The organism is Thiothrix sp. UBA5583 (assembly GCA_002425225.1).
Taxonomy (GTDB): domain Bacteria; phylum Pseudomonadota; class Gammaproteobacteria; order Thiotrichales; family Thiotrichaceae; genus Thiothrix; species Thiothrix moscowensis.
This window is the reverse complement of sequence record DILV01000034.1, coordinates 58,435-84,762: the sequence shown is the minus strand read 5'-3', so window position 1 is coordinate 84,762 and position 26,328 is coordinate 58,435. Positions and strand designations below refer to the sequence as shown.

25 protein-coding genes are annotated in these 26,328 nt (G+C 51.8%); 15 read left to right on the top strand and 10 right to left on the bottom strand.

Going from position 1 to position 26,328, the window contains the following annotated elements; translation table 11 throughout:
* Nucleotides 1-89: 89 nt before the first annotated feature.
* The 8 genes from ppa to lipB all read left to right on the top strand — a co-directional run bounded on the left by ppa (nt 90) and on the right by lipB (nt 8,144).
* On the top strand, nt 90-644 hold the full coding sequence (gene ppa, locus B2U47_RS14695) for an inorganic diphosphatase (RefSeq protein WP_296678383.1): 555 nt from the start codon (nt 90-92) through the stop codon (nt 642-644).
* Nucleotides 645-705: 61 nt separating this feature from the next.
* The gene (gene mrdA, locus B2U47_RS14690; RefSeq protein WP_296678380.1) at nt 706-2,643 is read left to right on the top strand and encodes a penicillin-binding protein 2; all 1,938 of its coding nucleotides are present in this window, start codon (nt 706-708) and stop codon (nt 2,641-2,643) included.
* Nucleotides 2,636-3,748, top strand: coding sequence for a rod shape-determining protein RodA (rodA, locus tag B2U47_RS14685; RefSeq protein WP_296678377.1), 1,113 nt, complete (start codon nt 2,636-2,638; stop codon nt 3,746-3,748). The genes mrdA and rodA overlap by 8 nt, the downstream gene beginning before the upstream one ends.
* 43 nt (nt 3,749-3,791) lie before the next feature.
* Entirely contained in the window at nt 3,792-4,952 is a 1,161-nt protein-coding gene (gene mltB, locus B2U47_RS14680) for a lytic murein transglycosylase B (RefSeq protein WP_296678375.1), read from the top strand.
* A 77-nt stretch (nt 4,953-5,029) separates the two neighbouring features.
* Nucleotides 5,030-5,887: a septal ring lytic transglycosylase RlpA family protein gene (locus B2U47_RS14675; protein WP_296678373.1), complete on the top strand. Its 858-nt coding sequence runs from the start codon at nt 5,030-5,032 to the stop codon at nt 5,885-5,887.
* Between the two features lie 63 nt (nt 5,888-5,950).
* Entirely contained in the window at nt 5,951-7,198 is a 1,248-nt protein-coding gene (locus B2U47_RS14670) for a D-alanyl-D-alanine carboxypeptidase family protein (protein ID WP_296678372.1), read from the top strand.
* A gap of 14 nt (nt 7,199-7,212) precedes the next feature.
* Entirely contained in the window at nt 7,213-7,491 is a 279-nt protein-coding gene (locus B2U47_RS14665) for a YbeD family protein (RefSeq protein ID WP_296678370.1), read from the top strand.
* Nucleotides 7,479-8,144, top strand: coding sequence for a lipoyl(octanoyl) transferase LipB (gene lipB / locus B2U47_RS14660; protein WP_296678368.1), 666 nt, complete (start codon nt 7,479-7,481; stop codon nt 8,142-8,144). The genes B2U47_RS14665 and lipB overlap by 13 nt, the downstream gene beginning before the upstream one ends.
* Here lipB and coq7 read toward each other — a convergent pair.
* The 5 genes from coq7 to B2U47_RS14635 form a co-directional block, all read right to left on the bottom strand.
* Nucleotides 8,135-8,779: a 2-polyprenyl-3-methyl-6-methoxy-1,4-benzoquinone monooxygenase gene (gene coq7 / locus B2U47_RS14655; RefSeq protein ID WP_296678366.1), complete on the bottom strand. Its 645-nt coding sequence runs from the start codon at nt 8,777-8,779 to the stop codon at nt 8,135-8,137. The two genes, lipB and coq7, sit on opposite strands and share 10 nt — an antisense overlap.
* Nucleotides 8,780-8,797: 18 nt before the next feature.
* The gene (locus tag B2U47_RS14650; RefSeq protein ID WP_296678364.1) at nt 8,798-9,448 is read right to left on the bottom strand and encodes a thiol:disulfide interchange protein DsbA/DsbL; all 651 of its coding nucleotides are present in this window, start codon (nt 9,446-9,448) and stop codon (nt 8,798-8,800) included.
* A 91-nt stretch (nt 9,449-9,539) separates the two neighbouring features.
* Nucleotides 9,540-10,718, bottom strand: a complete 1,179-nt coding sequence (gene ccsB / locus B2U47_RS14645; protein ID WP_296678362.1) for a c-type cytochrome biogenesis protein CcsB — start codon at nt 10,716-10,718, stop codon at nt 9,540-9,542.
* Complete coding sequence (locus B2U47_RS14640; protein ID WP_296678360.1) at nt 10,693-12,702, bottom strand: cytochrome c biogenesis protein ResB; 2,010 nt, start codon at nt 12,700-12,702, stop codon at nt 10,693-10,695. Before B2U47_RS14640 ends, ccsB begins: the two co-directional genes overlap by 26 nt.
* Nucleotides 12,703-12,801: 99 nt before the next feature.
* Complete coding sequence (locus tag B2U47_RS14635) at nt 12,802-13,413, bottom strand: c-type cytochrome (RefSeq protein ID WP_296678358.1); 612 nt, start codon at nt 13,411-13,413, stop codon at nt 12,802-12,804.
* A gap of 303 nt (nt 13,414-13,716) precedes the next feature.
* Between B2U47_RS14635 and yihA the strand changes: the two genes are divergently transcribed.
* The gene (yihA, locus tag B2U47_RS14630) at nt 13,717-14,310 is read left to right on the top strand and encodes a ribosome biogenesis GTP-binding protein YihA/YsxC (RefSeq protein ID WP_296678356.1); all 594 of its coding nucleotides are present in this window, start codon (nt 13,717-13,719) and stop codon (nt 14,308-14,310) included.
* Between the two features lie 405 nt (nt 14,311-14,715).
* On the opposite strand, the gene B2U47_RS14625 is transcribed toward yihA, so the two are convergent.
* The 5 genes from B2U47_RS14625 to rrtA all read right to left on the bottom strand — a co-directional run bounded on the left by B2U47_RS14625 (nt 14,716) and on the right by rrtA (nt 19,195).
* Nucleotides 14,716-15,855, bottom strand: a complete 1,140-nt coding sequence (locus B2U47_RS14625) for a trypsin-like peptidase domain-containing protein (protein WP_296678354.1) — start codon at nt 15,853-15,855, stop codon at nt 14,716-14,718.
* Nucleotides 15,856-15,914: 59 nt separating this feature from the next.
* On the bottom strand, nt 15,915-16,841 hold the full coding sequence (locus B2U47_RS14620; protein ID WP_296678352.1) for a DnaJ C-terminal domain-containing protein: 927 nt from the start codon (nt 16,839-16,841) through the stop codon (nt 15,915-15,917).
* 155 nt (nt 16,842-16,996) lie between these two features.
* Nucleotides 16,997-17,863 carry a YicC/YloC family endoribonuclease gene (locus tag B2U47_RS14615; protein WP_296678350.1) on the bottom strand — a complete coding sequence of 289 codons (867 nt, stop codon included), beginning with the start codon at nt 17,861-17,863 and terminating at the stop codon, nt 16,997-16,999.
* Nucleotides 17,864-17,879: 16 nt separating this feature from the next.
* Nucleotides 17,880-18,587, bottom strand: coding sequence for a ComF family protein (locus tag B2U47_RS14610; protein ID WP_296678348.1), 708 nt, complete (start codon nt 18,585-18,587; stop codon nt 17,880-17,882).
* Complete coding sequence (rrtA, locus tag B2U47_RS14605) at nt 18,584-19,195, bottom strand: rhombosortase (protein WP_296678346.1); 612 nt, start codon at nt 19,193-19,195, stop codon at nt 18,584-18,586. The genes B2U47_RS14610 and rrtA overlap by 4 nt, the downstream gene beginning before the upstream one ends.
* 57 nt (nt 19,196-19,252) lie before the next feature.
* Between rrtA and gspG the strand changes: the two genes are divergently transcribed.
* From gspG to B2U47_RS14575, 6 genes are all read left to right on the top strand, one after another.
* On the top strand, nt 19,253-19,678 hold the full coding sequence (gene gspG / locus B2U47_RS14600) for a type II secretion system major pseudopilin GspG (RefSeq protein ID WP_296678344.1): 426 nt from the start codon (nt 19,253-19,255) through the stop codon (nt 19,676-19,678).
* A complete protein-coding gene (gene gspH, locus B2U47_RS14595) occupies nt 19,650-20,177 on the top strand; it encodes a type II secretion system minor pseudopilin GspH (RefSeq protein ID WP_296678342.1) in 528 nt (175 codons plus the stop codon). The genes gspG and gspH overlap by 29 nt, the downstream gene beginning before the upstream one ends.
* Nucleotides 20,174-20,572 carry a type II secretion system minor pseudopilin GspI gene (gspI, locus tag B2U47_RS14590; protein ID WP_296678340.1) on the top strand — a complete coding sequence of 133 codons (399 nt, stop codon included), beginning with the start codon at nt 20,174-20,176 and terminating at the stop codon, nt 20,570-20,572. Before gspH ends, gspI begins: the two co-directional genes overlap by 4 nt.
* On the top strand, nt 20,569-21,171 hold the full coding sequence (gspJ, locus tag B2U47_RS14585) for a type II secretion system minor pseudopilin GspJ (protein WP_296678338.1): 603 nt from the start codon (nt 20,569-20,571) through the stop codon (nt 21,169-21,171). Before gspI ends, gspJ begins: the two co-directional genes overlap by 4 nt.
* Before the next feature lie 168 nt (nt 21,172-21,339).
* Nucleotides 21,340-22,482 carry an efflux RND transporter periplasmic adaptor subunit gene (locus B2U47_RS14580; RefSeq protein ID WP_296678336.1) on the top strand — a complete coding sequence of 381 codons (1,143 nt, stop codon included), beginning with the start codon at nt 21,340-21,342 and terminating at the stop codon, nt 22,480-22,482.
* A 26-nt stretch (nt 22,483-22,508) separates the two neighbouring features.
* Nucleotides 22,509-26,315 (top strand): efflux RND transporter permease subunit, encoded by a 3,807-nt coding sequence (locus B2U47_RS14575; RefSeq protein WP_296678334.1) that lies wholly within the window; start codon nt 22,509-22,511, stop codon nt 26,313-26,315.
* Nucleotides 26,316-26,328 lie beyond the last annotated feature (13 nt).

Sequence of the window (26,328 nt, the reverse complement as noted above, 5' to 3'; positions counted from 1 at the left end):
GTTCTCTTAAAATTGTCGACAAGTTGATGTGAGAATTGCCGTAAGGCGATATAATACCGCTATTTCTGTGCAACGGTAGAGTAAACCATATGAATATTGATAAGGTTCCAGTGGGGAAAGATGTCCCTGAAAGCGTAAACGTCATCATCGAAATTCCTGCGCTGGCTACGCCAGTCAAGTATGAGCTGGATAAGGAAAGCGGTGCACTGTACGTTGACCGCTTCATGTCCACACCGATGTTCTATCCCGCCAATTACGGTTTTATTCCGCACACGTTGGCGGAAGACGGCGACCCGACCGACGTTCTGGTGGTCACTCCGACTCCTCTGATGCACGGTGCGGTTATTCCAGTGCGCCCGGTCGGCATGTTGAAAATGTCTGATGAATCCGGCGTTGATGCCAAAATTATCGCTGTTCCAGGGCACAAGCTGTCTTCCGGCTATCGCAATGTTGTTGAATACACTGACCTGCCAGAGCTGCTGTTGAAACAGATTCAGCATTTCTTCGAGCGTTATAAGGAACTGGATGCAGGCAAGTGGGTCAAGGTTGATGGTTGGGCAGATGCCGCTGCTGCAAAAGCTGAAATTCTTGCCAGTATCAAGCGTTATGAGGACGAAAAACCACAGGAGATTCCTTTCTCATAATTTGCTATAGTCGCCCGATTTACCACAGGGCAGGCAGGATGCTCGCAAGCATTGATGATTCATGAGTGAAAGACCCCTAAAATTCGAGCGTGATGAACAGCAACTGTTTAATACGCGAGTCATCGTTGCCGCAGTTTTTATCCTGCTTGTCCTGTTGGGCATTGCTGCGCGTGTCTATCACTTGCAAGTGCTGGAAAATACCAAATACGCTGAGCTTTCTCGTCAACACTATCAAAAACGTATTCCCATTCCGCCCAATCGCGGGCAAATCTACGATAGAAACGGTGTGCTACTGGCAGATAGCCATACCCAGCACGTGCTGGAAGTCGTGCGTGACAGCATTGGCGATGAAAACGGTGATGGTAAATCCAACCTAGCGGATGTCGATATGCTGGTTGAACGGCTAGGCAAATTCATCAGTCTGTCGGAAAAAGACGTGCGCGTCTTCAAGCAAAACGTCCGCAAATTCAAGTTCCAGCCTGTTCCCATCAAGGAAAACCTTTCAGAAGAAGAAGTTGCCACTTTCTCGGTAAACCGCCCGCGTTTTCCGGGGGTAAATCTTGAAGTCCGCATGGAGCGCTACTATCCCTTGGGAACCATTGCCAGCCATGTTATCGGTTATGTCGGGCGTATTGATGACCGGGACATGGAGAAACTGAACAAGGATGAATACCTAGGCACTTCCCATATTGGAAAAACCGGGATAGAAGCCTTTCATGAAGGACGTTTGCATGGGCAGGCAGGCTATCACTTGGTGGAGGTGGATGCCCACGGCAAACAGCAAGCAGTGCTTGATGAAAAATCTCCTATCGGTGGGCAAGACCTGTTTTTGGGCATAGACATCAACTTGCAAATGACCGCTGAGCGTTTGCTCAAAAACGAGCGTGGTGCGGTGGTCGCGATTGATCCGCAGAATGGCGAGGTGTTGGCTTTGGCAAGTGTGCCGACCTTTGACCCCAACTTGTTCATCAATGGCATTTCCAACAAGGATTATTCCGAATTGCGTGATAACCCGGATCGCCCGTTATATAACCGTGCCTTGCAGGGGACTTATCCTCCGGGTTCCACTATCAAACCGATGGTGGGGGTGGCAGGTTTGGCTGATGGTGTGATTAACCCTGGGTCGCATGTTTATGATCCCGGTTACTTTCGCCTGTCTGGGCAGAAACATGTGTTTCGTTGCTGGAACAAGCGCGGGCATGGTTCAGTCAACCTGAAATATGCCATTACCCAGTCCTGTGACACGTTTTTTTATGATATGGCGTATCGCATGGGAATTGACCGCTTTTCAACAGCCATGCACAAATTTGGCTTCGGTGAGCAGACCGGCATTGACCTGCCGTCAGAATCAACCGGCTTGATGCCAACTCAGGCGTGGAAGGAAAAACGTCACAAACGTAGCTGGTATCCGGGCGATACGGTCAATATCGGCATCGGTCAGGGTTACTGGTTGGCAACACCGTTGCAACTGGCTCATGCTACTACCATTCTGGCTAACCGTGGCAAGCGCCTGAAGCCGCATGTGCTGCGTGGTGTGCGTATTGCCAAAAACCAGGAAGAGGAAGTGCTCAAGCCGGAGCCTTTCCCCACGATAGAGACAGAAGAACGTTTTTGGGATTTGAATGTCCAGGGGATGGAAAACGTGATGCGCCCCGGTGGTACAGCACGGGCGGCAGGTGCGGGAGCTGCATACCGGATTGCGGGAAAGACAGGTACGGCGCAGGTTTTCGGTCTTGCGGGGGGCAAGTACAATGCAGGGCGTATTGCCAAACGTTTGCGTGACCATGCTTTGTTTGTCGGTTTCGCGCCTGTGGATGATCCTAAGATTGCTGTTGCGGTCATCATGGAAAATGCCCTTGGCGGTGGCGGTAGTGTTGCTGCCCCAATTGCCAGAAAGGTGATGGACGCATACCTGCTCAAGCAGTACGACAACGATGAAACACTGGAAGCAGACAAAGCCACAAGCACAGCTACGCCAGAGGAAGATACTCATGATTAGTCATTTCCTGCCTGACTGGTTGACCCGTGCTTTGCAGCGAGTAGACGCGGTGTTGCTGGCGGCTTTGTCCCTGCTGGTTTTCATGGGGCTGGTAACGTTATACAGTGCCAGTGACACGAATATGGCAATGGTCTATCGGCAAGGGGGGCATTTCCTGCTCGGTCTGTTACTGCTCGTGATTTTTTCCCAGATACAAAGCAAGAACCTGCGGCAATGGTCAATCTGGTTGTATGCGGGTGGCTTGATATTACTAATTCTGGTCGAACTGTTCGGGGTGGAAAAAAAGGGGGCGCAACGCTGGCTAAATATTGGGATCGACATTCAACCATCTGAAATCATGAAGTTGGCAGTTCCCATGATGGTAGCCTATTATTTCTCTGAAAGACCGTTACCGCCACGTTTTCTGGATATTGTTGTGGCGTTGGTGATTGTATTTGTGCCGATGCTGCTGGTTATGCATCAGCCGGATTTGGGAACATCCCTGTTGATTGCAACGGCAGGATTTTTCGTGATCTATCTGGCGGGTATGTCGTGGTGGCTGATTGGTGGTGCAGCAGTATTTGTTACGGTAGCTGCACCGTTAATGTATTTTTTCGTGATGCATGATTACCAGCGCAGGCGTGTTGACACTTTGTTGAACCCCGAAGCAGATATTTTGGGAACCGGATACCATATTTACCAGTCAAAAGTAGCGATTGGTTCTGGAGGGGTTTACGGAAAAGGCTGGTTGCAAGGCGATCAGGCGCATCTGGATTTCCTGCCTGAGCGGCATACAGATTTTATTTTTGCGGTATTTGGCGAAGAATTTGGGCTTATCGGCAATTTGGCATTGCTGGCGTTGTATCTGTTCATTCTGTGGCGTTGCTTGTATCTGGCGACCAAGGCTGAGGATACGTTTGCCCGCCTGCTTGCTGGCAGCTTGGGTTTGTCGTTTTTTTTCTACCTGTTTGTGAATACCGGCATGGTGACAGGTCTGCTCCCTGTCGTGGGTGTGCCATTGCCACTGGTCAGTTATGGTGGGACATCCGTCGTGACCCTGATGATGGCATTTGGCATCATCATGGGTATGAAAAAGCGCAAACGGGTTTATCAACGGGGGGATTGAAGAATCACTGGCTTCAATCACTTCTTACTGTGAGGAAAGTGAGATGAAGATCGTATACGATTCACAGCGATGGAAAAAACAGATGGGCCAACTGGCAGGTGGTGTCCTGATTGGTCTGACGTTGGCAGCGTGCAGTACTGGCCCCAATGGTATGCAATGGCCTTGGGTGTTTAGCCCTCCTGTTGCACCGCCGACCAGACAGCCGACGCAACCACCTGTCACTACTCCTCCCCGTGCCACTGTGCCCCCCGTTACTCAGCCACCTGTTACTACTTATCCTCCCGGCTTGCACGGTGATTACGCCAATTACCCTGCTATGCGGCAATTTATTGGCAAAATGAACCGTGAACACGGCTTTGATATTGCCTTTCTGGAGCAGACATTTTCAGGGGTACGGCGTGATGGCGAGGCTCTTACCAAAGTGGGTGCTCCTGCTGAAGGGCAGCCTTGGCGTGCTTACCGCCCGATTTTCCTGACGGAAGAACGTATCCGTGGCGGGGTGGATTTCTGGAACCGTTATGGGGCACTGCTGGATAGCGCTTCCCGCCAGTATGGGGTTGCACCGGAATATCTGGTTGCCATCATCGGCGTGGAAACCCAGTACGGCAAGAATACTGGCAAGCACAATGTTTTGCAGGCATTGACCACACTAGGTTTTGATTATCAACGACGTGCCAGTTTCTATCAGCAGGAGTTGGAGCAGTTCCTGTTGCTGGCGCGTGAGGAACGGGTTCGTCCGCAAATCTTCAGCGGCTCTTATGCTGGGGCAATGGGCTTGGGGCAGTTCATTTCCAGCAGCTACCGTACTTATTCCATCGACGGCAACCGTGACGGCAAGCGCGATTTGTGGAATCCGCAGGATGCTATCCCCAGTGTTGGTAATTACTTTGCTCGTAATGGCTGGAAAGCCGGGCAGGATGTGGCAGTTCCGGCTTCCGTTGGTGGGGCAGCACTCAGTATGGCGGAAACCACGCCGAAAAAGCCTTCACGCAGTCTGGGTGAGCTGATCAATGCAGGCGTGAGGCCGCAGGGTTCCATGAATTCCAGCCGTGTTAGTCTCATCAAGCTGGAAGGTAGCACTGACGAGTATTGGGTCGGTGGTGAAAACTTCTATGCGATTACCCGTTACAACCCGAACGCCAAATATGCGATGGCGGTTCATCAGCTTGCACAGGCTATTCGTCAGCGTAAGTTTGGTTTGTAGTGTGTATAATCACCGTGCTGACCCGTAAATCAGGTCAGCACGGTTTTGTTTTGGGCAAACAAGAAAGCTGAAAAAATATGATGACAATAAATTGGCAACGCCACGGTTTCCTGATGGTTTCTGTGGCAATGGGGGTGGCAGCCTGTAGCGGTAATGGGGCAAAAAGCCCGGAGTTGGCTGCTGTTGTGGAGAAACCAAAGGATAGCCATTTTGAAGCACGTAGTGCCTGTGGCAATGATCCGTCTTACACCATTGAAGGTAAATCATACAACGTGCTGGATTCCGCCAACGGTTACGCCGAGCAGGGTACGGCGGCATGGTATGGCGCTGAGTATCAGGGGACAGAAACAGCCGGGTGTGAAGTGTTTGACATGTACACTTACTCGGCAGCGCACCGTTCTTTGCCGATCCCGACTTTTGCACGCATCACCAATGAACAGAATGGCAAAAACATTATCGTCAGGATCAATGACCGTGGGCCGTTCGATTCCAGTGACCTAGTGCAGCTTTCGTTTGCGGCAGCCAATGCGCTGGGCATCAAGAGCCGTAACGGTACGCCGGTCAAGGTAGAAGCACTCTCTCCAGAACAGTTTGCAGGTCAGTTACCGCCACAAACGCCTGTGGCAGCCAATACGGCAGGTAAGGCAGCCCAGCAGGCGATGCAACGCAAACAACAACAGATCAAGCCAGCGGACACTTCCAAAGTGTATTATGTGGTGGCTGGAACCATGCCTGACCGTAATGCCGCGCTGGATATGTTCATCCGTCTGACGGCTGCGGGTCTTGCCAAAACGGAAATGGCGAGTGCCCAAGAAAAAGGCCGCGAGGTTTATCAGGTTCGGGTTGGGCCGCTGTATAATCAGGATCAGATTGATAATGTGAAAGACACATTGTCAGGTAATGGGTTGGCAAACTTCCGGGTAGTTGCCCGGTAATCATCATCTCCGCTACCATTGCAGGCTTGTAACGTCAACATCATGTCAGCAAAAGGACTTTTAATGTTTATAAGGATACTTAAACCGCTGCTGTTGGTACTGGTTTTATCCTGTGGGTATGCAGGTGCGGAGGAAAAACAGGCGGCAACACCAGCTCAACCGGCTGAAGAATTCCCCACACAGGTTGAAACAGCACCTTACAATGATCCGTCCTTACCCACCGAGGTGATTGCACTGGCTCCCGGTGTGCCGGAAGTCGAAGCTAGAAGTTACCTGCTGCTCGATTTCCAGAGTGGTGAGGAGCTGGCAGGGTTAAATGCTGGTATGAAGGTGGAGCCTGCCAGCATTACCAAACTGATGACGGCATACATCATTTTTCAGGATCTGGGCAAGGGCAAGGTCAAGCTGGAAGATGAGGTGTTGATCAGCGATCGTGCTTGGAAAATGGAAGGTTCCCGCATGTTTGCCGAGTTGGGCAAAAAAGTGGAATTTGGCAAGTTGCTGAAAGGTATGATCATTCAGTCTGGTAATGACGCAGCAGTTGCCTTGGCAGAACATGTTGCGGGTTCCGAGGAAGAATTTGTACGACGCATGAACCAGACTGCGACGGAACTGGGCATGGCGAATAGCCGTTTCGTGAATGTCACCGGCTGGCCTGCCAAAGATCACTACACCACGGCTCGCGATATTGTGAAACTGGCAAATGCGCTGATTAACGAATTCCCTGAGCATTATAAGTTGTACGGCGAGAAAGAGTTTTCCTACAACAACATCCGCCAGCAAAATCGTAACCGCTTGCTGTGGCTGGATCCAACTGTTGATGGCATGAAAACCGGGCATACGGAATCAGCCGGATACTGTTTGGTCGCTTCAGCCAAGCGTGACAACATGCGCCTGATTTCCGTAGTACTGGGAACCAAAAGTGAAACCGCCCGCGCCGAAGTCAGCCAGAAGCTGCTGGAATATGGCTTCCGTACCTTTGAAACCCACAAGCTGTATGATACTGGTGCGGTACTTGCCAAGGTCAGGGTCTGGAAGGGCGAGGAAACCGAAGTGCCTGCCGGTATTACCCACGATTTGTTTGTCAGTATCGGCAAGGGTCGTTACGATCAGCTCAAGGGGGGGATGCAGGTTGATAAAGGCATCGACGCCCCCATTAAACGTGGTGACGTACTCGGCAAGATCATCATCACCGATAGTGAACTGGGCAAAGTCGTCAAGGAAACCCCCTTGCTGGCACTGGAAGATGTCGGGGAAGGTGGCTGGTGGCGTGGAATGATTGACAGCGTACAGAAATTGTTCGCTGATTAGGCAGGAGCAAGGTAGTGGAGCGTTTCGGGCGTGAGCAGGAACTGGTTATGGAGTTTCCTTGTGATTTCCCCATCAAGGTGGTGGGGCATACGGATGTTGCCTTCCAGATACGTATTTGCGAAATAGTCTGTCGTCACGACGACAGTTTTGGTGAAGAGCGCCTGCAATACCGTCACAGTTCCAGCGGCAAATACCAGAGTTTGACTCTGAACCTGAGGGCAACCAGCAAGGAACAGATTGATGCCGTCTATCAGGATCTGAAAGCCTGCGAGTTGGTGTTGTGGGCTTTGTAGATCAGTTTGCCACATCAGTTTTGCGCATCCGGGTATTGGGGCGGGAAGACTACCAGCCTGTCTGGCAGCGGATGCAAGCCTTCACCCATTCCCGTACTTCCAGCGCGCCTGATGAAATTTGGCTTGTCCAGCACTCGCCAGTATTTACTCTGGGGCGTAATGGCAAGCCTGAGCATGTGCTGGCTCCGGGTGATATTCCGGTGATACCGATTGACCGGGGTGGGCAAGTGACCTATCACGGGCCTGGGCAATTGGTGGTTTACCTGCTGCTGGATATTCGCCGCAAAGAGCTGGGTGTGCGTGATCTGGTCATGCGCATTGAGCAATCCGTGATTGAACTGCTGTCACACTACGGCATTACTGCGCAGGGCGACAGGGATGCTCCTGGTGTTTATGTGGATGGGCGAAAAATTGCGGCACTGGGTCTGCGCATTACACGCGGTCATACCTATCATGGTTTGAGCCTGAATGTGGATATGGATCTGGAGCCGTTCCAGCGGATTAACCCTTGCGGTTATGCAGGTTTGCAAGTGACGCAATGCCGGGATTTGGGGATCGGGCAAACCCCGTTTGAACTTGCCGGGGAATTGTGCGAGTGTCTGGCGCAGCAGTTGGGGTATGCCGCACTGGAATGGTGTCAGGTTCAGACGTAATACGTACTTTTCGTCATCACTTTTGACATAAGCGGCATCAGCAGTTTGCGTACCGGGAGCGGCAGTTTTGCCCCGCCCGACTGCATTGCCACATCACCATGATGCGCTTCGTCTGCTTTCATCTTTTGCAGGATTGCCATATCAGCCAAGGCATGGGCGGGCAAGCGATTGATGTGTTCTTCCAGATGCTTGATGACCTGATCTTCGGTTTCCTTGACGAAACCCAAGCTCCATTTGTCACCGATTTTGCCTGCGGCAGCACCAATCGCAAATGAACCCCAGTAGAAAAACGGGTTGAGCAGGCTTTTTCTGCCACCGAGTTCTTGCAGACGTTTGTCTGTCCAGTTCAGATGGTCATTTTCTTCCATGGCGGCACGATCCATCTGTTCCTTGATGTCCGGGCGGTTGGCGGTCATGGCCTGCCCACGGTATAGACCCTGGGCAGACACTTCGCCGGTATGGTTGATACGCATCAGCCTGCTGATCAGTTTGCGTTCCTCGTCACTGAGTGGCGCAGTTTCCTGTATACCTTCTGCTGGATTTGGGCGTTCGGTAGTGGGCGCGGTCGCATGTACCACGCGCATAGATTGGTCAATTTCTACCAGAATTTTGTCAAGCAGGCTGAGTGTACGCATTGAATATACCTCCGGCGCTTACTTTGCTCCCTGTTTACTCAGGAAGTCTATGACCTGTAGCAACTTTTCCTCACTGCCCAACATGCTTGGGCTGGTCAAGTACTTGCCATTCACGATAATGGCAGGTACGGAATCAGCTTTGGATTTGTGCCCGATTTCATCAGCACGTGTCAGCACGGCATTCAGTTCCATCGACTTCAGGACATTGTTGACTTGCTCTTCACCAAAGCCATTTTCGGTGAAAAAGCGGCGCAGGGCATCATCGTTGTCGATCTTGCGGCGCTGGGTCTGGACGGCATTGAAAATCTTGCCGTGGATTTCTTTCTCGCCTTTTGGATCCAGCATTTGTCCGACGTAGAACAGTTTGGCGTGGAATGTCCAGCGCGGGCTGAGCATGGCTGGGACGCGCTGAAATACCACATTGTCAGGCTTTTGTTTCAGGAACTTTTCGATGGTCGGTTCCAGCGACAGGCAATGTGGACAACCGTACCAGAACAATTCCAGCACTTCAGCCTTGCCTTCCGTATTTTGGATGGGAATGGCTGGTGAAATCACTTTGTAGTGGGTTCCTTCCTTGAAGTCTTCAGCGTGGCTGGATTCTGGTACGCAGCCTGTAATCAGAAATAACGCCATCAGCAGGCCAAAGGCGCGGCTAAACACTCGTTTCATCGCTAGGTATCTCCCTGTGCATCTATTGGTATTGCGTTCAAATGGTCTTTATCGTTGTGTCAAACCCGTATAATGAGACCTGCACCCTGACTCAAAGTTCACCATAAGAATGCAATCCTGACAGGAACATGTTGACCCCCAGGAAAGCAAACAGGGTGATAAACAGGCCAACGATAGCCCACCATGCCATCGGTACACCGCGCCACCCTTTGGAGAAACGCAAATGCAGCCATGCAGCATAGTTCAACCAGACAATCAGTGCCCAGGTTTCTTTCGGATCCCATGACCAATAGCCGCCCCACGCTTCTGCTGCCCACATCGCGCCAAGAATCGTGGCAATGGTGAAAAAGGCAAAACCAAGGGCAATGGCCTTATAGGTAATGTCATCAATCATTGCCAACGATGGCAGGCGGGTGGCAGCGAAACCTTGTGGATTATTGCGCTCACCCCGTGCCCGTATCAGGTAGACCACACTGGTCATGGCAGCCAGAGCAAATGCCCCGTAGCCAACGAAATTGGCTGGCACATGGATTTTCATCCAGTAGCTTTTCAGAGCAGGAACCAATGGCAAAATCTTGGCAGCATCGCGTTCAAAACTGTACCACAACAGGAAGGCAACAGCGGCGCTGATAACCAGCAGTACAAATCCACCCAGCGAGCGGTTTTTGTAGCGTTCCTCATAATACAGGTACAACAAGCCGGTAATCAGGCAGAACAGGATAAAGACTTCATACAGGTTGCTGACCGGAATGTGCCCAAAGTCGGGGTCAATCAGGTATGACTCAAACCAACGAACCATCAGACCAGTGAAGCCCATCACCAGTGCAACCCAAGTCATGGCTGAAGCAGTTTTCAGGGTAAAGGCATGATTGGTAAACAGGCCACCAAAATAGGTGACAGTTGCCAGCACAAACAGGGCGCTCATCCACATGATGGCGGACTGACTGGAAAACAGGTATTTCAAACCAAACACGACTTCCGCATTGGCGTAACTATCGCCATATAGCCAGATACCCAGCAGACTACACACCGCAACGGCAATGCTATAAGGCTGGAAGGCTTTCCAGTACCAGCCTTGTGCAATCAGAGCCGGAGCGGTCAGGGTCAGGATGATGATCTCATAAACATCCATCGCACCGCTGTATTTGGCAAAGACAAACACGGTTGCTGCCAGTACAACGGCAGCCCACCCCCAGTCTTGCAGAGTTAGACGCTTGAACAGGCTGGGGCGCTCAAGCAGGGATTCAATTGTTTCCTGTGGAACTGACATCTTGCACCTCTTGTACCATTGCTTGCTGGAAGGTTTTCTGCAAGCTGTTGAAATAAAGCTCGAACTCGGGCTGGTTGCGGTTGGCACTGCCTGCGACCACTACCTCTGCCTGATTATTATCCAGTGGTTTGATCCATACCCATACCCTGCGGTGCGTCACGTAGAACAACAGGAATACCCCGATGGTCAACATGGCGCTGCCAAAATAAACCACATCCTTGCCCGGTGAACGGGTAATTTGCAAGCCGGAGGCTTCAATCTGTGTGAAACTGCTCAATTGAACGAACCAAGGGGAGCCATAGGCAGAAATCTTGTCGATAGCCAAGATGCTGTCATCAAAAAACTGCCAGTCTGCCTCGCTCAGCTCAGATGTGATGCCCTCCTGCTTGAGGGTTTCCACATACACAGCCCGCAGGGAAGCATTCAAAACTTTCATAAAGGCTTCTGAAGCACTTTCCTGCTTTTCTTGGGGGAAGCGCTCGGCAATTTCCTGCGTAATGCCATCAGCCCCTTTGGTGGCAAACAGCATGGTCAGGCGGATCATGGATTCGACCACCTGTTTTTCAACCTCAGGATTTTGCACCGTGGCTTCCTGCATGGAACTGCGGGTCGTTTCAACTGCCGATTTTTTCACAAGCTCGGCATCCTGGATATTGGACAAAAGCCGCATGAAACGCTCAATACCGCCCTTGGCATCTACTGGGATGTGCAGGTAACGGAAAGGTTCCGCTGGGGTGCTGCGGACACCGCTGATGTAATAGTTCTGCCCTTTGATGCTGACGGGGTTCATGTAGTTCTGGTATTCCATGGCCTGACCGCTGGCATCCCGCAGTTTGAAGGTCACGCTGGGGCCGATGTTTTTCTTGATCGCTTTGCCAGCTTCGTCTTCCATGTCGTTGATGTTGAACAGGCGGAAATCATTCACTTCCAGCTTGAATTGCTGCTCACTGCTGGTTAGGTTGTAATCACGGAATACCTTACCATCCAGATCCTGTGCTGCATAGCGGGTACTGAACGGGTGCAGGCGCAGTTTGACCTCAGAACCCCCATCTCCAAAATTGGCCTGATAAAGGGCAATGCCCTTGTAAATCAGTGGATGGTTGACGGAAATGGTTTTTTCCAGTGGTGCAGGCAAATCCTTGTCATGGATCAGAAGGTCACTTTCAAACGATTTAGGCATCCCGGTGGAATAATGCTCTACCCGGAATGCTTTGACTTCCACCTCGAACGGCAGATGCTGGACGTAATAGCCGTCCCGCATCGGCAGGAAAATGATGTTGGCACGGTTGCCTTCCGGGATGTCGACGTTGCCACGGTAGGAGAAACTGGTAGCGGGCAACTGGCTAATCGCTGGTACGTCTGACGCAGGAATGTTGCGGGTTTCGGGTGTGAGTTTACCTTGCCATTCCGCCACCATCAATGGCAGGCGACTGTCCATCAGCCCCCCCAGGCAGATAACAATGATGCCGATGTGGGTCAGCCAGTAACCCCAGTGGTTACTGCCACCTTTCATGGCCGCGATGACCGTATGACCATCTGCTGTTTTCTGACGCATCCTGAAACCTTGGTTGGTAAGCAGGCGTTGTGCAAACGATTGCGCTTCTGCGGCTGGCAGGTGGGTTGTCAGGTTGTGCTGGTGTTTCATCGCCCGTAACGACTTTTCCTGCACGTTTTCACGGAAGTGGCGTAATTCGCGCAAAACGCCGGGGGTATTGCGCCCTACGCAGGTTGCGATGGAGATGACCAGAAATGCCAGAATGGTGAGAAACCAGACGGCAGAGTAAACATCATACAAGCCCAACATGCGGAACAGGTCAAACCAGAACGAACCAAATTTAATCTGATAGTCGGTATAAGGCTGATTTTGCTTGAGGATCGTGCCAATGATCGAGGCAATTGCCACAACTACCAATAGGGTAATGGCCAGATTCATGGAACCCAGGAAATTGATCAGGCGCGTACTGGTAGAGGGAGTGTTTTTCATACCGCAGTCATTGAGTGTCAGGATGGTGCATTAAAACAACAAAGGGTGGCAAATGCCACCCCCTGTTTTACGCTGAATTGTTACCAAATGGTAATTTCATTACTGAAGACCGGCAATGTACTCGGCAACAGCGTTGATTTCAGCATCCGTCATGCCAGCAGCGATGTTGCGCATCATTTTGCCTGCATCGTTGGCACGCTCACCTTTGCGGAATGCGTTCAACTGGTTTTTGACATACGTGGTTTGCTGACCTTTCAGGGCAGGGAAATTAGCAGTAGGATTGCCAGTGCCGGTTGGGCCGTGGCACGCAGCACAGGCTGCAACACCAGTGGCATTGTTGCCACCTTTGTAGATTTGCTCACCCAAAGCAACCTTGGTTTGGTCAGCTTCGCCGCTTTTGACAGGTTGCGCAGAATAATAGGCCGCCAGATCAGCCATGTCCTGGTCACTCAATGGTTTTGCCATTGGTGCCATGGTGGCATTTTTGCGCTCGTCATTCTTGAAGTTCATCAACTGCTTGACGATATAACTTGGGTGCTGACCAGCCAGTTTGGGCCATTCTGGGTTGGCACTGTTGCCATCCATGCCATGGCAGGCAGCGCAAGTAGCGGATTTGGTTTTACCAGCTTCAGCATTGCCACCTTCCGCCCATACGGAAGTTGCAACGCTAACAGCCAGGCCAGTCAGTACAAGCATGAGTACTTTTTTCATCTCGAAGTGCTCCTAAGTATCTACAAAATCTGTCATTCGTTGTCTGCATCCTGGGTTGCTCCCCGTGCTACCCTGATCAGGATGCATCGCCTAACCGTCTTGTCGCGGTTGAGGCAATAACTTGCAATCATGTCTGGCGCATTTTAATCTGACCAGCCTGACGCAGGCATACCATAATCCACACGCTCTACAGCTTTTCCGGTGTCTGCAACCACACTTGGAGCAGGGGAACCCGGAAAACGACTGGATTGTATAACATATTCTGTTCCTGTTCCGCAAAAAATATTAGAGAACGCTAACATTATGAACCATTATTTTCAGCAGGCTGCTTTCCTGCAAAGTGCAACAACGCGTAAAACCCTGCCTGCTGAAGGTGGGTTGGAAATTGCGTTCGCAGGTAGGTCGAATGCTGGTAAGTCCAGTGTAATCAATCAAGTATGCTCGCAAAAATCACTGGCGCGAACCAGCAAGACGCCAGGGCGCACACAGTTGATTAACTTTTTCCGTTTGCCGGATGGTCATTTTCTGGTGGACTTGCCGGGCTATGGCTATGCGAAGGTACCAGAACAGATCAGGCTGGAGTGGCAAAAATTCATTGAAGCCTACCTGACTCAGCGTAATACCCTGCGTGGTATGGTGTTGGTGATGGATATACGCCATCCCATGACGGATTACGATCAGACCATGTTGCGCTGGGCGCAACGGTGTGGTTTGCCAGTACATGTCCTGTTGAACAAAGCCGACAAGTTGACCCGAGGTGCTGGTGCTAATGTGTTGTTGCAAGTACGCAAACAAGCCGCTGGGTTTGGGGTTGTTTCAGTGCAGACATTCTCTGCGCTGAACCGGCAAGGGCTGGATGAGTGCTGGGATATGCTGGAAGGGTGGTTGGGGCGATGACGACCCACTCTCCTGTATTCAGGATAAGTTAATTTGTTGATGTTAGTATGGTTCCTGTAGAAAAGGAACCCCGGCCAAACAGGGGGTCTAAAAAGCCGGGGCTAATTAACAGGTTTGGATTGGGGACACCAAACCTGTATCCGCAAACAGGAAACACAAGCGCCGGGCTTAAGCGCTATTTATTTGTGTTCCCCGATAGCTTCGCGGAAACTCAAAAAACTCTTGGGTTCTCTCGGCAAGATTGACAGCGGTGTTTAGTTGGCGTTTGCTGTAAGAAACAACAAAACGTTCCGAAAACTCGGATTTATTCAAGAAACGTATCAAACCTATCTGCTGCTAAAGGTATAGCAAAAGTTTTCCTCTTGTCAAGATGCAAAGTCTACATTCCTGACGTTATCCCGCATTTTAAAAGCGCCGCTCCCAATAAGGGCGGTCGCTGATGTTTTGTCCTAGTGCTGCGGTAGGTGTGGAACCTATGATAACGGTTACATTACGGGGGCGACCACCACGCAGCAATGTCATATGAACTTTGGAACCTGTGCGTAAATCACCGACCATGTTTTTGACATCGACCGCATTGCTAACAATCCTGCCATTCAGGCGGGTAATAATGTCTCCCGGCAACAGTCCGGCTTGTTCAGCCGCAGAACCTGGCAGCAAGCTGACGATTACCGCCCCACCATTGGGTGGTATGCCAGCGTTTTTGGCGAGGGATTCAGTCATGTCCCCAACTTCTATTCCTAGCTGTCCCCGCTCAACTTTGCCAAACTGCACAATCTGATTGATAACTCCGGCTGCCGTATTGATGGGAATGGCAAAGCCAATGCCCAAGTTGCCACCGCCCTGATCACCTAAAATGGCCGTGTTGATACCAATCAGTTCTCCACGCAAATTGACCAGCGGGCCTCCCGAGTTACCTAGATTGATGGGGGCATCGGTCTGAATGAAGTTTTCATACTCACTGATGCCGGGATTGCGGTGTAACGCACTGATAATGCCGGATGTAACAGTCTGCCCAATGCTATACGGGTTGCCAATGGCAACGACAAAATCCCCCACGCGCAGTCGGTCAGAATCGCCGAAACGCATGGCAACCAGTCGGTCTGGTGGTATTTGCAGGATAGCAAGGTCGGCTTTAGGGTCAATGCCGACGATTTCAGCCTGAAATTTGCGCCCATCCGTTAAGGTAATCAGGATGTTGTCAGCACCATCAATAACATGGTGGTTGGTGAGGATGTGCCCACGTTGGGAATGAATGATGACGCCTGAGCCTGTACCGCTGATAGGGCGGTCACCGGGTAGTACGTCACCAAAAAAGCGTTTGAAAAAAGGATCATTCAATAGTGCGTCGTTGCTGCGCTGGGAGCCTTCTGTCGTGATGTTGACGACTGAAGGTGTGACTTTTTCCAGCATGTCGGAAAGTGACGGTAACGGTTGACCATTGACCGCTGTAGGAAGTGCAGCCAAGGCACTGTTGAATGCAACGGCTGGCGATGTCAGTGTTGCCAGAATTGCCACCGTGCGTATCAGGGAACTCAGGGTCATTCTCGTTATTCCGCTTGCTGTATTGTCTTGTGTGTACTGATTGTCCTGCGTGTGTGCTCTCAGGCGATGTGTTGCCGTGGATTCCACGCAAACAGGGAACGCATCCGGGCATAATACTCTTTTTGTTCAATAGTATCAGCAGGTGGGGTATTTACCAGCAGCGCAATATAGAGATCCCCGGCGGGTTGCCCCGGCATCCCCCGGCCTTTCAGGCGCATCTTTTTGCCTGATTGTGAACCTGGCGGGATTTTAAGGTTAATCTTGCCTGCTGGAGTGGGTACGGCAATGCTTTCTCCAAGAGCTGCCTCCCATGGGCTGATAGGTAACTCAAGGTGAATATCCTTGCCATCCAGTTGATACAGAGGGTGTTCCCGCAGCCGGATTTTCAGATAAAGGTCAGTGCCGCGCGGGCCTTTGCCGCTGAGTCGCAGTTTTTGTCCATCGCTAATGCCAGCAGGGATTTGTACCTGTAAACTTTCCCCGGACGGTAGCCGAACGGTTTTTCGTGCGCCGTGGAAGGCATCTTCCAGGGGTAACTGGATGGCGACTTCTGCGGTTGTACCTGCTTCACCACGCTGAAAGCCGTTGCTCCCTGCGCGTCTGAAACCTGTATTGCCACCAAACAGGGTTTCAAAGAAATCACTGAAGCCACCGCCATTGCTGCCGTTGGCATCAAATCCATGTCGGGCAATGTCTTCAAAGAAGGAGGCATTGTATTGAGATGCCTTGCCTGCCCAGTTAGGTGGTGGTCTGAAGTTGTCGCCTGCCCGCCAGTTGCTGCCGAGCTGGTCATACTGAGCGCGTTTTTCCGGGTCGCCAAGTACTTCGTTGGCTTCATTGACTTCCTTGAAACGGTCTTCAGCACCTGCATCCTTGTTACGGTCAGGATGATATTTGGCAGCCATCCGGCGGAAGGCTTTTCTGATGTCGTCCTGATTGGCGCTGCGTTCAACCCCCAGGATTTTGTAGTAGTCCTTATATTCCATGTGATACCTCTGTCGCAGAGTCTACGACAAAAAACGCCGCTGTTGCGGCGTTTTTGCTGATAGCAGGTAATTTTATCGGGTTAGGATGTTACCTGATGAAACGATGGAGCCATTCCCCGTATTTTCAAGGGAAAGGTCGGTGACGTGATTTGATATTATTCGATATTTTGTACTTGCTCACGCATTTGCTCAATTAATACCTTGAGGTCGACGGCGGCTTGGGTGGTTTCGGCGTCGTTGGACTTGGAAGATAGCGTATTGGCTTCACGGTTGAGTTCCTGCATGAGGAAATCAAGACGGCGGCCTACAGGTTCATCCCGTTCCAGTACGGCATTGATTTCATCCAGATGCGCCATCAAACGGTCAAGTTCTTCCTCGACATCCATGCGTTGGGCGAGGATGACGAGTTCCTGTTCGATACGGTTATAGTCTGGTGAAATTTGTAGCTCTTCAATGCGATTGAGGATTTTTTCGCGTTGAGCCGTAATGATGCCGGGGCGATGTTTGCGGATGCGTACCGTGATTTCGGCAATCTGGTCGCAGCGCTGATAGAGAAACTCGGCCAGGCGTTTGCCTTCACGCTCGCGCATGTCCAGCAGGTCTTCCAAGGCATTTTGCAACAATGCTTGGGCATGGGCGGTGAGAATGTCCATATCAGGGGTGGAATCCTGCGCAACGCCGGGCCAGCGCAGGATGTCTACGGCTTTCAGCGGGTCAGGATTGTCTGTAATGGTTTCGAGCTGGCGGCAGGCAATGATCAGGGCGCGAGCCAGTGGCTCGTTGATACGGATTTCATTGTTATTGCCCTGTGCTGGATTGAAGCGTAAGTTGCATTCGACCTTGCCACGTTTGAGATTGCTCTGGATGATTTCGCGGAAGCTATTTTCCAGGCTGCGGAATTCCTCGGGTAGGCGCAGGCTAACATCCAGGTAGCGGTGGTTGACGGTGCGGACTTCCCAGTTAAGTGTACCGTGTTCGGTAGTCAGTTCACGATGGGAAAAGGCGGTCATGCTACGGATCATGGTTTTTGCTTCCGGTCTATTGTGTTGGCTGAACATGATAGTCGATTTGTTCGGTGAGTTCATGCTTTTGCCGCAGAATGGCGCGGGCGCATGACCAGATGGCGATATGTCTGATGCCCTGATTGCGTAACAGCAAGGCCAGTTCCCGTGCGGTTGTGCCGGTGGTGATGACGTCATCGAAAATGGCAATGCTGTGGTAAGGGGGTAGACTGGCTATCTGGAATGCCTGTTTCAGGTTGGAGAGGCGTTGTCGGGAATCCAGTTCGGTTTGTGGCAGAGTGGCTTTGCTTCTGACGATGGCGTGTGTCAGCAACGGGATTTTCAGGGTGCGGGCGAGTGGTCTTGCCAGTTCCAATGCCTGGTTGAATCCGCGTTGTTGCAGGCGTCGGCTATGTAGCGGAATGGGCAAGATGGCTTCCGGGATCTGTGCTATTTGCGGCAGGATGCCATTGCTGGTCAGCTCGCCAAGGGTGGCAAGTGAACGAAGGTTTTTGCCGAACTTGATGCCAAGCAGCAGGTTGCTGATGGGGGGCTGGTAGGCAAAAGCACTGACGGTTTCATCACAATCCGGCAGGGGGGCATGGTATTCGGCAGACAGCCAGGGTAGTTCGGCATGACAGGCATCACAAAGGGGTTGCCCAGAGCTGCATGGATTGCCGCAAAAGTCACAATCAGGTTGCAGCAGTCGGTCTGCTGCTTGCCGAAACGCTGCTGTAATATTCATGATGAGGGGCGTTTTTGCTGATACATGCGAGGCAGGGCAAGTGCCAGCCCTCCCAGCATTCCGTAAATGTGAGAGCTGTATATGACCGGGGCATCAATCAGGTTAGCAGACAGGGCTGTGCCGCCTTGTGCCCAGTCCCATACGGTTTTGCCACAGATACCACCCAGGATTAGCAGGGCAGTCGTCCATTCCTTTTGTTGCAACATCTGTATGCCTGCCAGCATGAACAAGCCGTATAATATGCCGGAAAAGCCTGCATACCAGACCAGTTCCTGATTGAAAAACCATAAGCCAGTTCCGACGCATGTGCCGATGAACAGGGTTTGTCCAAGCCAGATGCGCGGAGTGGGGGTGGGTTGCTGAATCAGGGTCAGTAGCCAGAGTCCTGCTAGGTTCAACCCCAAATGCCACAGGTTGGTATGTACTAGGTTGCCTGTCCATAGCCGCCAGAATTCACCCTCAATAATCAGGTGGCGCTGAAACAGCAGGTCTGGCTGAAAAAATTGCAGCAGTATCAGTATGGCAGTTAATGCCGTGGCAAAAAGATAGGCTCGGCTACGGTGGTCGTGCAGCATGTCGGTTTTGTCATGTTCTGGAGTGTGCAACATGCCTTGCATTATGCCAGAATCAGATCAATGAATATTACTATGATGAGGATAAACGGAATGGTTAAGCAGGGCGCAGTCAGGCGCAAACAGGGTGAGGCAGGTTTCTCACTGACAGAATTGATGATCGTCATTGTCATTATTGGTATCTTGCTGGGGCTGGTGTTTAGTAACCTGAACGTCATGGGTGATGCACAAAACCTGAAAGCCAAGAAAGAAGTCGGCGACCTGAAGGTCAAGTTGGAAATGTTCCGGGCTGATAACGGTACTTTCCCGTCTTCTGGTGCGTTGAATGCGCTGGTGACAAATCCGGGTAATGCACCACGCTGGCGTCAATACATGAAAGCCCTGCCCAAAGATCCGTGGGGTAACGATTACCGCTACCTGAACCCAGGCACGCATGGCAGTGAAATTGATGTTTACAGTATCGGCCCGGACAAGCGTGAAGGTACTGAAGATGATGTGGGTAGCTGGCAGCTTGAGTAACAAGGCCAAAGGTTTTTCCCTGCTGGAAATGCTGATCGTCGTGCTGGTCGTCGGCATTCTCTATTCGCTGGCAGGTTCCATGCTGACGCAGACAGTAAGCGATCCGCTCAGTGAGGAGGTAGATCGTTTGCGTGAGCGCGTTTTGCTGGCACAGGATGAAGCCGTTGTCCGCTCCCAGGCACTAGGGCTGCAACTGGATGAAACAGGTTATGCTTTTTACGAGTATTCAGGGTTTGGTGGCTGGAAGCTGATTGAAAAGGATAGCTTGTGGCGACGTCATGAGTGGCGCGGCAAATATCAGCAAACCCTGTATTTGGATGGACAGGCGGTTTCCCTGTCACGCAAGCAGGATGAAGGGCAAAGCAAGCCACAAATTTCCATTTTACCAACCGGGGAAATGCGACCGTTTGAATGGCATCTGCGAGATGGGCAGCGTGAAAGCATCGTAAAATTTGATGCGCAAGGTCGCCTGCTGGATGCTGCCAGGGGGGCGAAATGAAAACGCAGTCCGGTTTCAACCTGATTGAAATCATGTTCGCTTTATTGCTGCTGGGGCTGGTAATTGGTGTCAGTGTGGAAACCAGTACAGGTGATTTGTTCGCTTATAACCGTGCTAGGGATGCCGCCATGGCTCGCTGGGTAGCTTCCAACCAGTTGGCAGTTGTGCAATTGAAGGGAGATTTTCCAGCCATTGGCAAACGTTCAGGGGATGCAGACATGGGCGGGATAACTTGGCAATGGCAGCAAGAAGTGCTGAAAACCGCTGATGATGACTTGCGCAGGGTACAAGTGTCAGTGTTTCGTAAAGGCAATGACAAGGAACTGATTGCCATGCAGGTTGGCTATCTGGCTAATCCCAATCCAAAACCACGCCCCAAGGTTGTTGCGCCATGAGGCATTCACGCGGTTTTACCTTGCTGGAACTAATGATTGCGCTGGCTGTATTCGCGTTGATGGTGACGCTTTCCTACAGTTCGGCGTCGATGCTGATGGATGCCAATCGCAACATGCAAGGCAAACAGGCTGCGTTGCAGCAGTTGCAGCGGGCGTGGGTGATGCTGGAGCGCGATGTACACCAGATGGTTTTGCGCAAGGCCAATATGGGTTACGGGGAAAAAGCCCCTGCTGTGCAGGCGCTGGATGATGCTGGGGCGTTGCTGGAGTTTACCCGAGGTGGCAATCCTGACATGGGTTGGGAGCTACGTCAGGAAGGGCAAATGCGCAGTTCCTTGCAGCGGGTGCGTTATGTGCTTGAAAAAGGTGTGCTGGTACGACAAAGCTGGAATCTGCTTGACCGCGCAGATTCCCAGGAGGCGGTGGGGCTTGCTTTGCTGGAGGGGGTCAAGGACGTGGGTATCCGTTTCATGGATGAGAAAAAAGCGTGGCGGGATGAGTGGCCTGAAGGGAAAACACTGTTACCTGCTGCGTTGGAAATAACGCTGGAGCATGATAACTTCGGTGAGATGAAGCGGGTATTGCTGGTACATCCATAAGAATTTTCTAATATTCTGTTGTATTGACTGGAATTTGGAAGGGTTAAACGATATAGTTCCGCCTAGATTGAGAGGGGATGATGTTCTATGGCAAACAGCTTCTGTGACAAGGGCATGTTTTCCCCTCAACTCGTCTTCAATACTACCGCTTTGAGGAAGTTTAAACGCATGTATACAAGAAAAATTGTGCTTGGGTTTCTAACCTCGGCGCTTTGCGTCTGCTTGCCGTCCGTGGTAGGGGCGGCAGAGATTGTGCGGATTGATGCAGCCAGTTCCCAGACGTATTCGGTGCTCGGCAGTACCGTCATCCCTTATAAAGAAGTGACCCTTGCCGCTCAGGTTCCTGGTGTGGTAAAGGTTGTGGCGGGTGAGGTCGGTTCGGCGTTTAAACAGGGAGAGGTCATCGTCCAGGTGGATGAAACCCAGTTGCTCGCCAAGCGTAATGCCATTCTTGCCCAGATCAGCATCGCCCAGGCATCGGTGCAGAATTCCCAGACCCAATATACCCGTGAACTGGTTTCCCCGCGTAGCAAAGATGTCGGTGCAATGCCCGGTTTTGGCTTGCCTGCCATGTTTGATATGTTTGCTGTGCGCCCGTTTGCTGAATCTTTCATGGGGAACTATGACTCGGATGTGGGGCGTTACTCCGACCTGATGAGCAGCGCCACTGGGGTATCGCAGGCACAAAGCAATTTGCAGCAGGCTGTGTCACAGTTGCAGGAAATTGATGCAGCGCTGCGTGATGCCAAATCCATTGCTCCCTTTGAAGGCATTGTGCTCAGCAAGCTAGTGGAAGTGGGAGATACGGTGCAGCCTGGTCAGCCATTGATCAAGTTCGGTTACGTCAAGTTCAAGCGCTTGCAGGCGGATGTGCCTTCCGGCTTGGTGTCCAATCTGAGTCAGGATATGGTTGTGCCGGTGCATATTGATGGTAAGGTTCGTACCATGGCCAAGGTTTCGCAGATTTACCCGGTGGCTGATCCTGAGCGCCATACGGTGACGGTGAAGTTTGATTTGCCGGTAGATGTAGTGACTGCACCCGGTATGTATGCGGAAATCCATTTGCCGGAACGCAGCAAGGATGCCTCCAAAGTGGCAGTCATCCCGCGTACTGCCCTGCTGAGTGGGCGTAGCCTGCCAAGCGTGTTGGTGGTCAGGGATGACAATGTTTCTGAATTGCGTCTGGTCAGACTGGGTTCTGATCAGGGTGATGGTATGGTTGAGGTGGTCTCAGGCGTAAGCCCAGGTGAGCGGATTATTGATCAGCCGCCTGCTGGGGTTTCCTCCGGTTGGATGCCAGATAAAAAATAGTAGTTTACCAGTGACGGTATATGCCCATGAATGATTCGCAGCACGACGCAACCCACGCGCACCCGCACCACAATCCAGGGATGGCTGGCTCCATGGCCAGGGCGTTTATTACATCCCCATTGTCCCTTTTGTTGCTGCTGGCATTTTTTGCCGTCGGTGTTTTGGGCATGTGGGTAACGCCCCGACAGGAAGATCCGCAGATTTCCGTACCGATGGTGGACATTTTTGTCCGTTATCCAGGGGCGTCGGCACAGGAGGTTGAAAACCTCATTTCCCGCCCGCTGGAAAGCATCATGTACGAGATGACGGGGGTGGATCACGTTTATTCCTATTCCGCCCGTGAGCAGTCGATGGTGACAGTACAGTTCATCGTCGGGGAGCAACTGGAGTCGTCACTGGTCAAGCTGTATGACAAGCTGGAATCCAACAAGGACAAGATTCCGTTTGGCGTGCAGACACCGCTGGTCAAGCCGAAGGGGGCGGATGATGTGCCGCTGGTCACGCTGACCTTGTGGTCGAACCAAGTGGATGATGCGAACTTGCGACTGGTGGCGCTGGATGTGTTGCAAAGCCTGCGTGAGGTGAAAAACACCAGCCAGAGCTTCATTGTGGATGGTCGCCACGAGGAGCTGAAAGTCGAAATTTTGCCAGAGCGTCTGGCAACCTTCGGGGTTTCGCTGGAACAGGTGGCGAATGCCATCCGCATGGCCAATTCTGAACGTAATACCGGGGCGGTGGAGCCTGACCAGCGCGTTTTCCGAGTCTATAGTGGCGCTTTCCTCAATTCTGCTGAAGATGTGAAACGCCTGATGGTGGCCGTTATCGACGGGCGTCCTGTGTATGTGCGTGATGTGGCTACCGTTACTGAAGAACCCAGCGATGCCGGGCGTTCAGTTGGCTATTACACCGGTTCTGCGCTTGCCAGCAAGGAAGTGGCTGATAATGCACCTGCCGTAACACTGGCAATTGCCAAAAAGCATGGTACTAACGGTGTGGATGTTGCCAACGCAGTCCTGGACAAGCTGAACGTGCTGAAAGGCCGCATCATTCCTGACAACGTGAATGTTGCTGTTACCCGTAACTATGGGGAAACAGCCAAAGCCAAGGTTGACGAGCTGATCCTCAAGCTGTTTGTGGCGACAGGTATCGTAACCTTGCTGGTATGGTTTTTCTTGGGTATTCGTGCTGCGTTTGTAGTGTTGATTGTCATCCCAGCAGTTATTACCACCACGGTATTTTCGGCGTGGATCATGGGTATGACTATTGACCGTGTAAGCCTGTTTGCGCTGATTTTCTCTATTGGGATTCTGGTCGATGATGCGATTGTGGTGGTGGAAAACATTTATCGCCGCTGGTTGCTGATCGAAAATACCGATGTTGATACTGCCGTGGATGCGGTGCGCGAAGTAGGCAACCCGACCATTCTTGCAACTGGTACTGTTATTGCAGCCTTGTTGCCGATGGGGTTTGTCAGCGGGATGATGGGGCCGTACATGCTGCCGATTCCGGTGCTGGGTTCCGTGGCGATGGTGATTTCACTGTTTGCTGCGTTTGCCTTTACGCCGTGGTTGACCAACCGTTTCAAGCCATCCCTACGCAGTTTGCATGATGCTGCTGAAAAAGAGCACAAGCAGGCAGCCAAAATGGAAAAGTTGTTCCGTGGCATGATTGTGCCGCTGGTGACAAACCGCACGAAAGGCATGGCTTTCCTGATCGGTATTATTGTGGTGTTTTTCATCTGCATGTTGCTGTTCTATCCGTTGAAATCCGTGCGCGTAAAAATGTTGCCACTGGACAACAAGCCCGAGTTCAACGTGGTATTGAACATGCCGGAAGGGACTGCTTTGCCAGTTACCGCCAATCTGGTGCATACGCTGGCAACCAAACTGAAGGAAATTCCTGAAGTCACTGCCTTGCAAACTTATGTGGGCACAGCTTCACCGTTCAACTTTAATGGTCTGGTGCGCCATTACTACCTGCGCCAACAGCCTTGGCAGGCCGACATCCAGGTGCAATTGACCGACAAGCACGACCGTAAACGCACCAGTCATGAGATCGCTGTAGAGGCGCGTGCCTTGCTTCAGCCTTTGCTGGAAGGCAGCAATGGCAAGTTACAGGTTGTGGAAATGCCGCCTGGTCCACCTGTATTGCAATCCGTCGTGGCTGAAATCTACGGGCCGGATGCCAATACCCGTCGGCAGGTTGCCGCAGACCTGACCAAAATGTTTGAAGAAGCCGAGAATCTGGATGATGTCGACAACCTGATGGAGGAGGATCACCAGATCCTGCGGTTCCAGGTGGATTCCGACAAAGCACAGCGTAACGGCATCACCGCAGAAGATGTCAACCGTACACTGGAAATGGCGATGGGCGGCTTCATTCTGGGTGACATCAAGAAAAATGCCCTGATTGACCCAACCCGGATTGTGATGCAGGTTCCGTTGAGCGCACGCTCGCAGATTTATCGCCTGTCGCAATTGCCGGTTACAAACCGCACAGGGCAGTTCGTACCTTTGCATGAGTTGGGAACCTTTGTGTTTGACCAACAGGATAAGCCCATTTACCGCAAGGATTTGCGTGCGGTTGAATTCGTCACGGCTGAAACGGTCGGGCGTTTGGCAGCACCTGTATACGGTCAAAGCCAGGTAGAAGACTTGCTAGCGAAAGCTAACAATGGAGCCGGTTACGTAACGCCGGATGGAACCAAACTGGTGGATGAAGCCTACTGGCTCAAGTCCCCGCAAGGCGTGGAAGCCAAAACTGCCTTTGAATGGGGCGGTGAATGGACAGTGACGTGGGAAACGTTCCGCGACATGGGGATTGCGTTTGCCGCCGCGCTGGTGCTGATTTACATGCTGATTGTGGCGCAGTTTGGCAACTTTACCTTGCCTGCCATCATCATGGCTCCGATTCCTCTGACCCTGATCGGGATTGTGCCGGGTCACTGGCTCATGAACGCGGAATTTACCGCAACTTCCATGATCGGTTTCATTGCTTTGGCAGGGATTATCGTGCGCAACTCCATCCTGCTGGTAGACTTTGCGCGGGAGGCGGTGGCGTCAGGCGAAACGGTACTGGAGGCAGTCATCCATTCATGCGAAGCACGTACCCGCCCAATTGTGATTACTGCACTGGCACTGTTTGGTGGCTCGATGGTGATCCTGTCTGACCCGATTTTCCAAGGGATGGCAGTATCCCTGATTTTTGGTGGTGCAGTGGCAACCTTGTTGACCTTGCTGATTATTCCGTTGGGTTGTATCAGCGCGGGCGAGTCCATGCATGTTTGTCCTGATCCCCGTGACCCTACAGGAGGGGGAGCAGGTGGCGCAACGCCGGAATCTTCCAAGCCACGCAAAAGTGTAGCGAAAATGGGTAAATCCGTGGTTACTTATGCGGGTATGTATGGTGTTTCCCTGATGCAGTCGGTCGCACAGGGTATCGGCGGCCTATTTGCTGCGGGTGGAAAACTGATGCGCAAGTCCAAAGAGCGCAAGGCAGCAAAGCGTGAGCAAGAGCGTCAACAAGCTAAAGCCAGAGTATTGGCTGCGGCAGCCGCAGTGCGGGGGAATGCCAAGCCCGCACCTGCTGAGCCGGTAGCGGCAGTTTCGGCTGTTGTGGTGGAATCGACAGCAATCGAGGTTGCCAGCGAAACGTCAGCCCGGCAACAACATGAAACAGAAGCGGCAGTACAGCCTGTGACAGAACCAGCCGCTGAACAACAAGGGGAATCAGGCAGCACAACGGTAGACGATGCTGTATCCTCTTCCACCGAATCGAAGGAACGGAGAAAATCCCCAGGTAGACGGGGAATAAAACTCAAGACGGATATTTAATCTGAAGGAAGAC

Coding starts and splice junctions, on each gene's coding strand:
- ppa (WP_296678383.1), top strand. CDS start 90: ATGAATATTGATAAGGTTCCAGTGGGGAAAGATGTCCCTGAAAGCGTA.
- mrdA (WP_296678380.1), top strand. CDS start 706: ATGAGTGAAAGACCCCTAAAATTCGAGCGTGATGAACAGCAACTGTTT.
- rodA (WP_296678377.1), top strand. CDS start 2,636: ATGATTAGTCATTTCCTGCCTGACTGGTTGACCCGTGCTTTGCAGCGA.
- mltB (WP_296678375.1), top strand. CDS start 3,792: ATGAAGATCGTATACGATTCACAGCGATGGAAAAAACAGATGGGCCAA.
- B2U47_RS14675 (WP_296678373.1), top strand. CDS start 5,030: ATGATGACAATAAATTGGCAACGCCACGGTTTCCTGATGGTTTCTGTG.
- B2U47_RS14670 (WP_296678372.1), top strand. CDS start 5,951: ATGTTTATAAGGATACTTAAACCGCTGCTGTTGGTACTGGTTTTATCC.
- coq7 (WP_296678366.1), bottom strand. CDS start 8,779: ATGCGTACACTCAGCCTGCTTGACAAAATTCTGGTAGAAATTGACCAA.
- B2U47_RS14650 (WP_296678364.1), bottom strand. CDS start 9,448: ATGAAACGAGTGTTTAGCCGCGCCTTTGGCCTGCTGATGGCGTTATTT.
- ccsB (WP_296678362.1), bottom strand. CDS start 10,718: ATGTCAGTTCCACAGGAAACAATTGAATCCCTGCTTGAGCGCCCCAGC.
- B2U47_RS14640 (WP_296678360.1), bottom strand. CDS start 12,702: ATGAAAAACACTCCCTCTACCAGTACGCGCCTGATCAATTTCCTGGGT.
- B2U47_RS14635 (WP_296678358.1), bottom strand. CDS start 13,413: ATGAAAAAAGTACTCATGCTTGTACTGACTGGCCTGGCTGTTAGCGTT.
- yihA (WP_296678356.1), top strand. CDS start 13,717: ATGAACCATTATTTTCAGCAGGCTGCTTTCCTGCAAAGTGCAACAACG.
- B2U47_RS14625 (WP_296678354.1), bottom strand. CDS start 15,855: ATGACCCTGAGTTCCCTGATACGCACGGTGGCAATTCTGGCAACACTG.
- B2U47_RS14620 (WP_296678352.1), bottom strand. CDS start 16,841: ATGGAATATAAGGACTACTACAAAATCCTGGGGGTTGAACGCAGCGCC.
- B2U47_RS14615 (WP_296678350.1), bottom strand. CDS start 17,863: ATGATCCGTAGCATGACCGCCTTTTCCCATCGTGAACTGACTACCGAA.
- B2U47_RS14610 (WP_296678348.1), bottom strand. CDS start 18,587: ATGAATATTACAGCAGCGTTTCGGCAAGCAGCAGACCGACTGCTGCAA.
- rrtA (WP_296678346.1), bottom strand. CDS start 19,195: ATGTTGCACACTCCAGAACATGACAAAACCGACATGCTGCACGACCAC.
- gspG (WP_296678344.1), top strand. CDS start 19,253: ATGGTTAAGCAGGGCGCAGTCAGGCGCAAACAGGGTGAGGCAGGTTTC.
- gspH (WP_296678342.1), top strand. CDS start 19,650: ATGATGTGGGTAGCTGGCAGCTTGAGTAACAAGGCCAAAGGTTTTTCC.
- gspI (WP_296678340.1), top strand. CDS start 20,174: ATGAAAACGCAGTCCGGTTTCAACCTGATTGAAATCATGTTCGCTTTA.
- gspJ (WP_296678338.1), top strand. CDS start 20,569: ATGAGGCATTCACGCGGTTTTACCTTGCTGGAACTAATGATTGCGCTG.
- B2U47_RS14580 (WP_296678336.1), top strand. CDS start 21,340: ATGTATACAAGAAAAATTGTGCTTGGGTTTCTAACCTCGGCGCTTTGC.
- B2U47_RS14575 (WP_296678334.1), top strand. CDS start 22,509: ATGAATGATTCGCAGCACGACGCAACCCACGCGCACCCGCACCACAAT.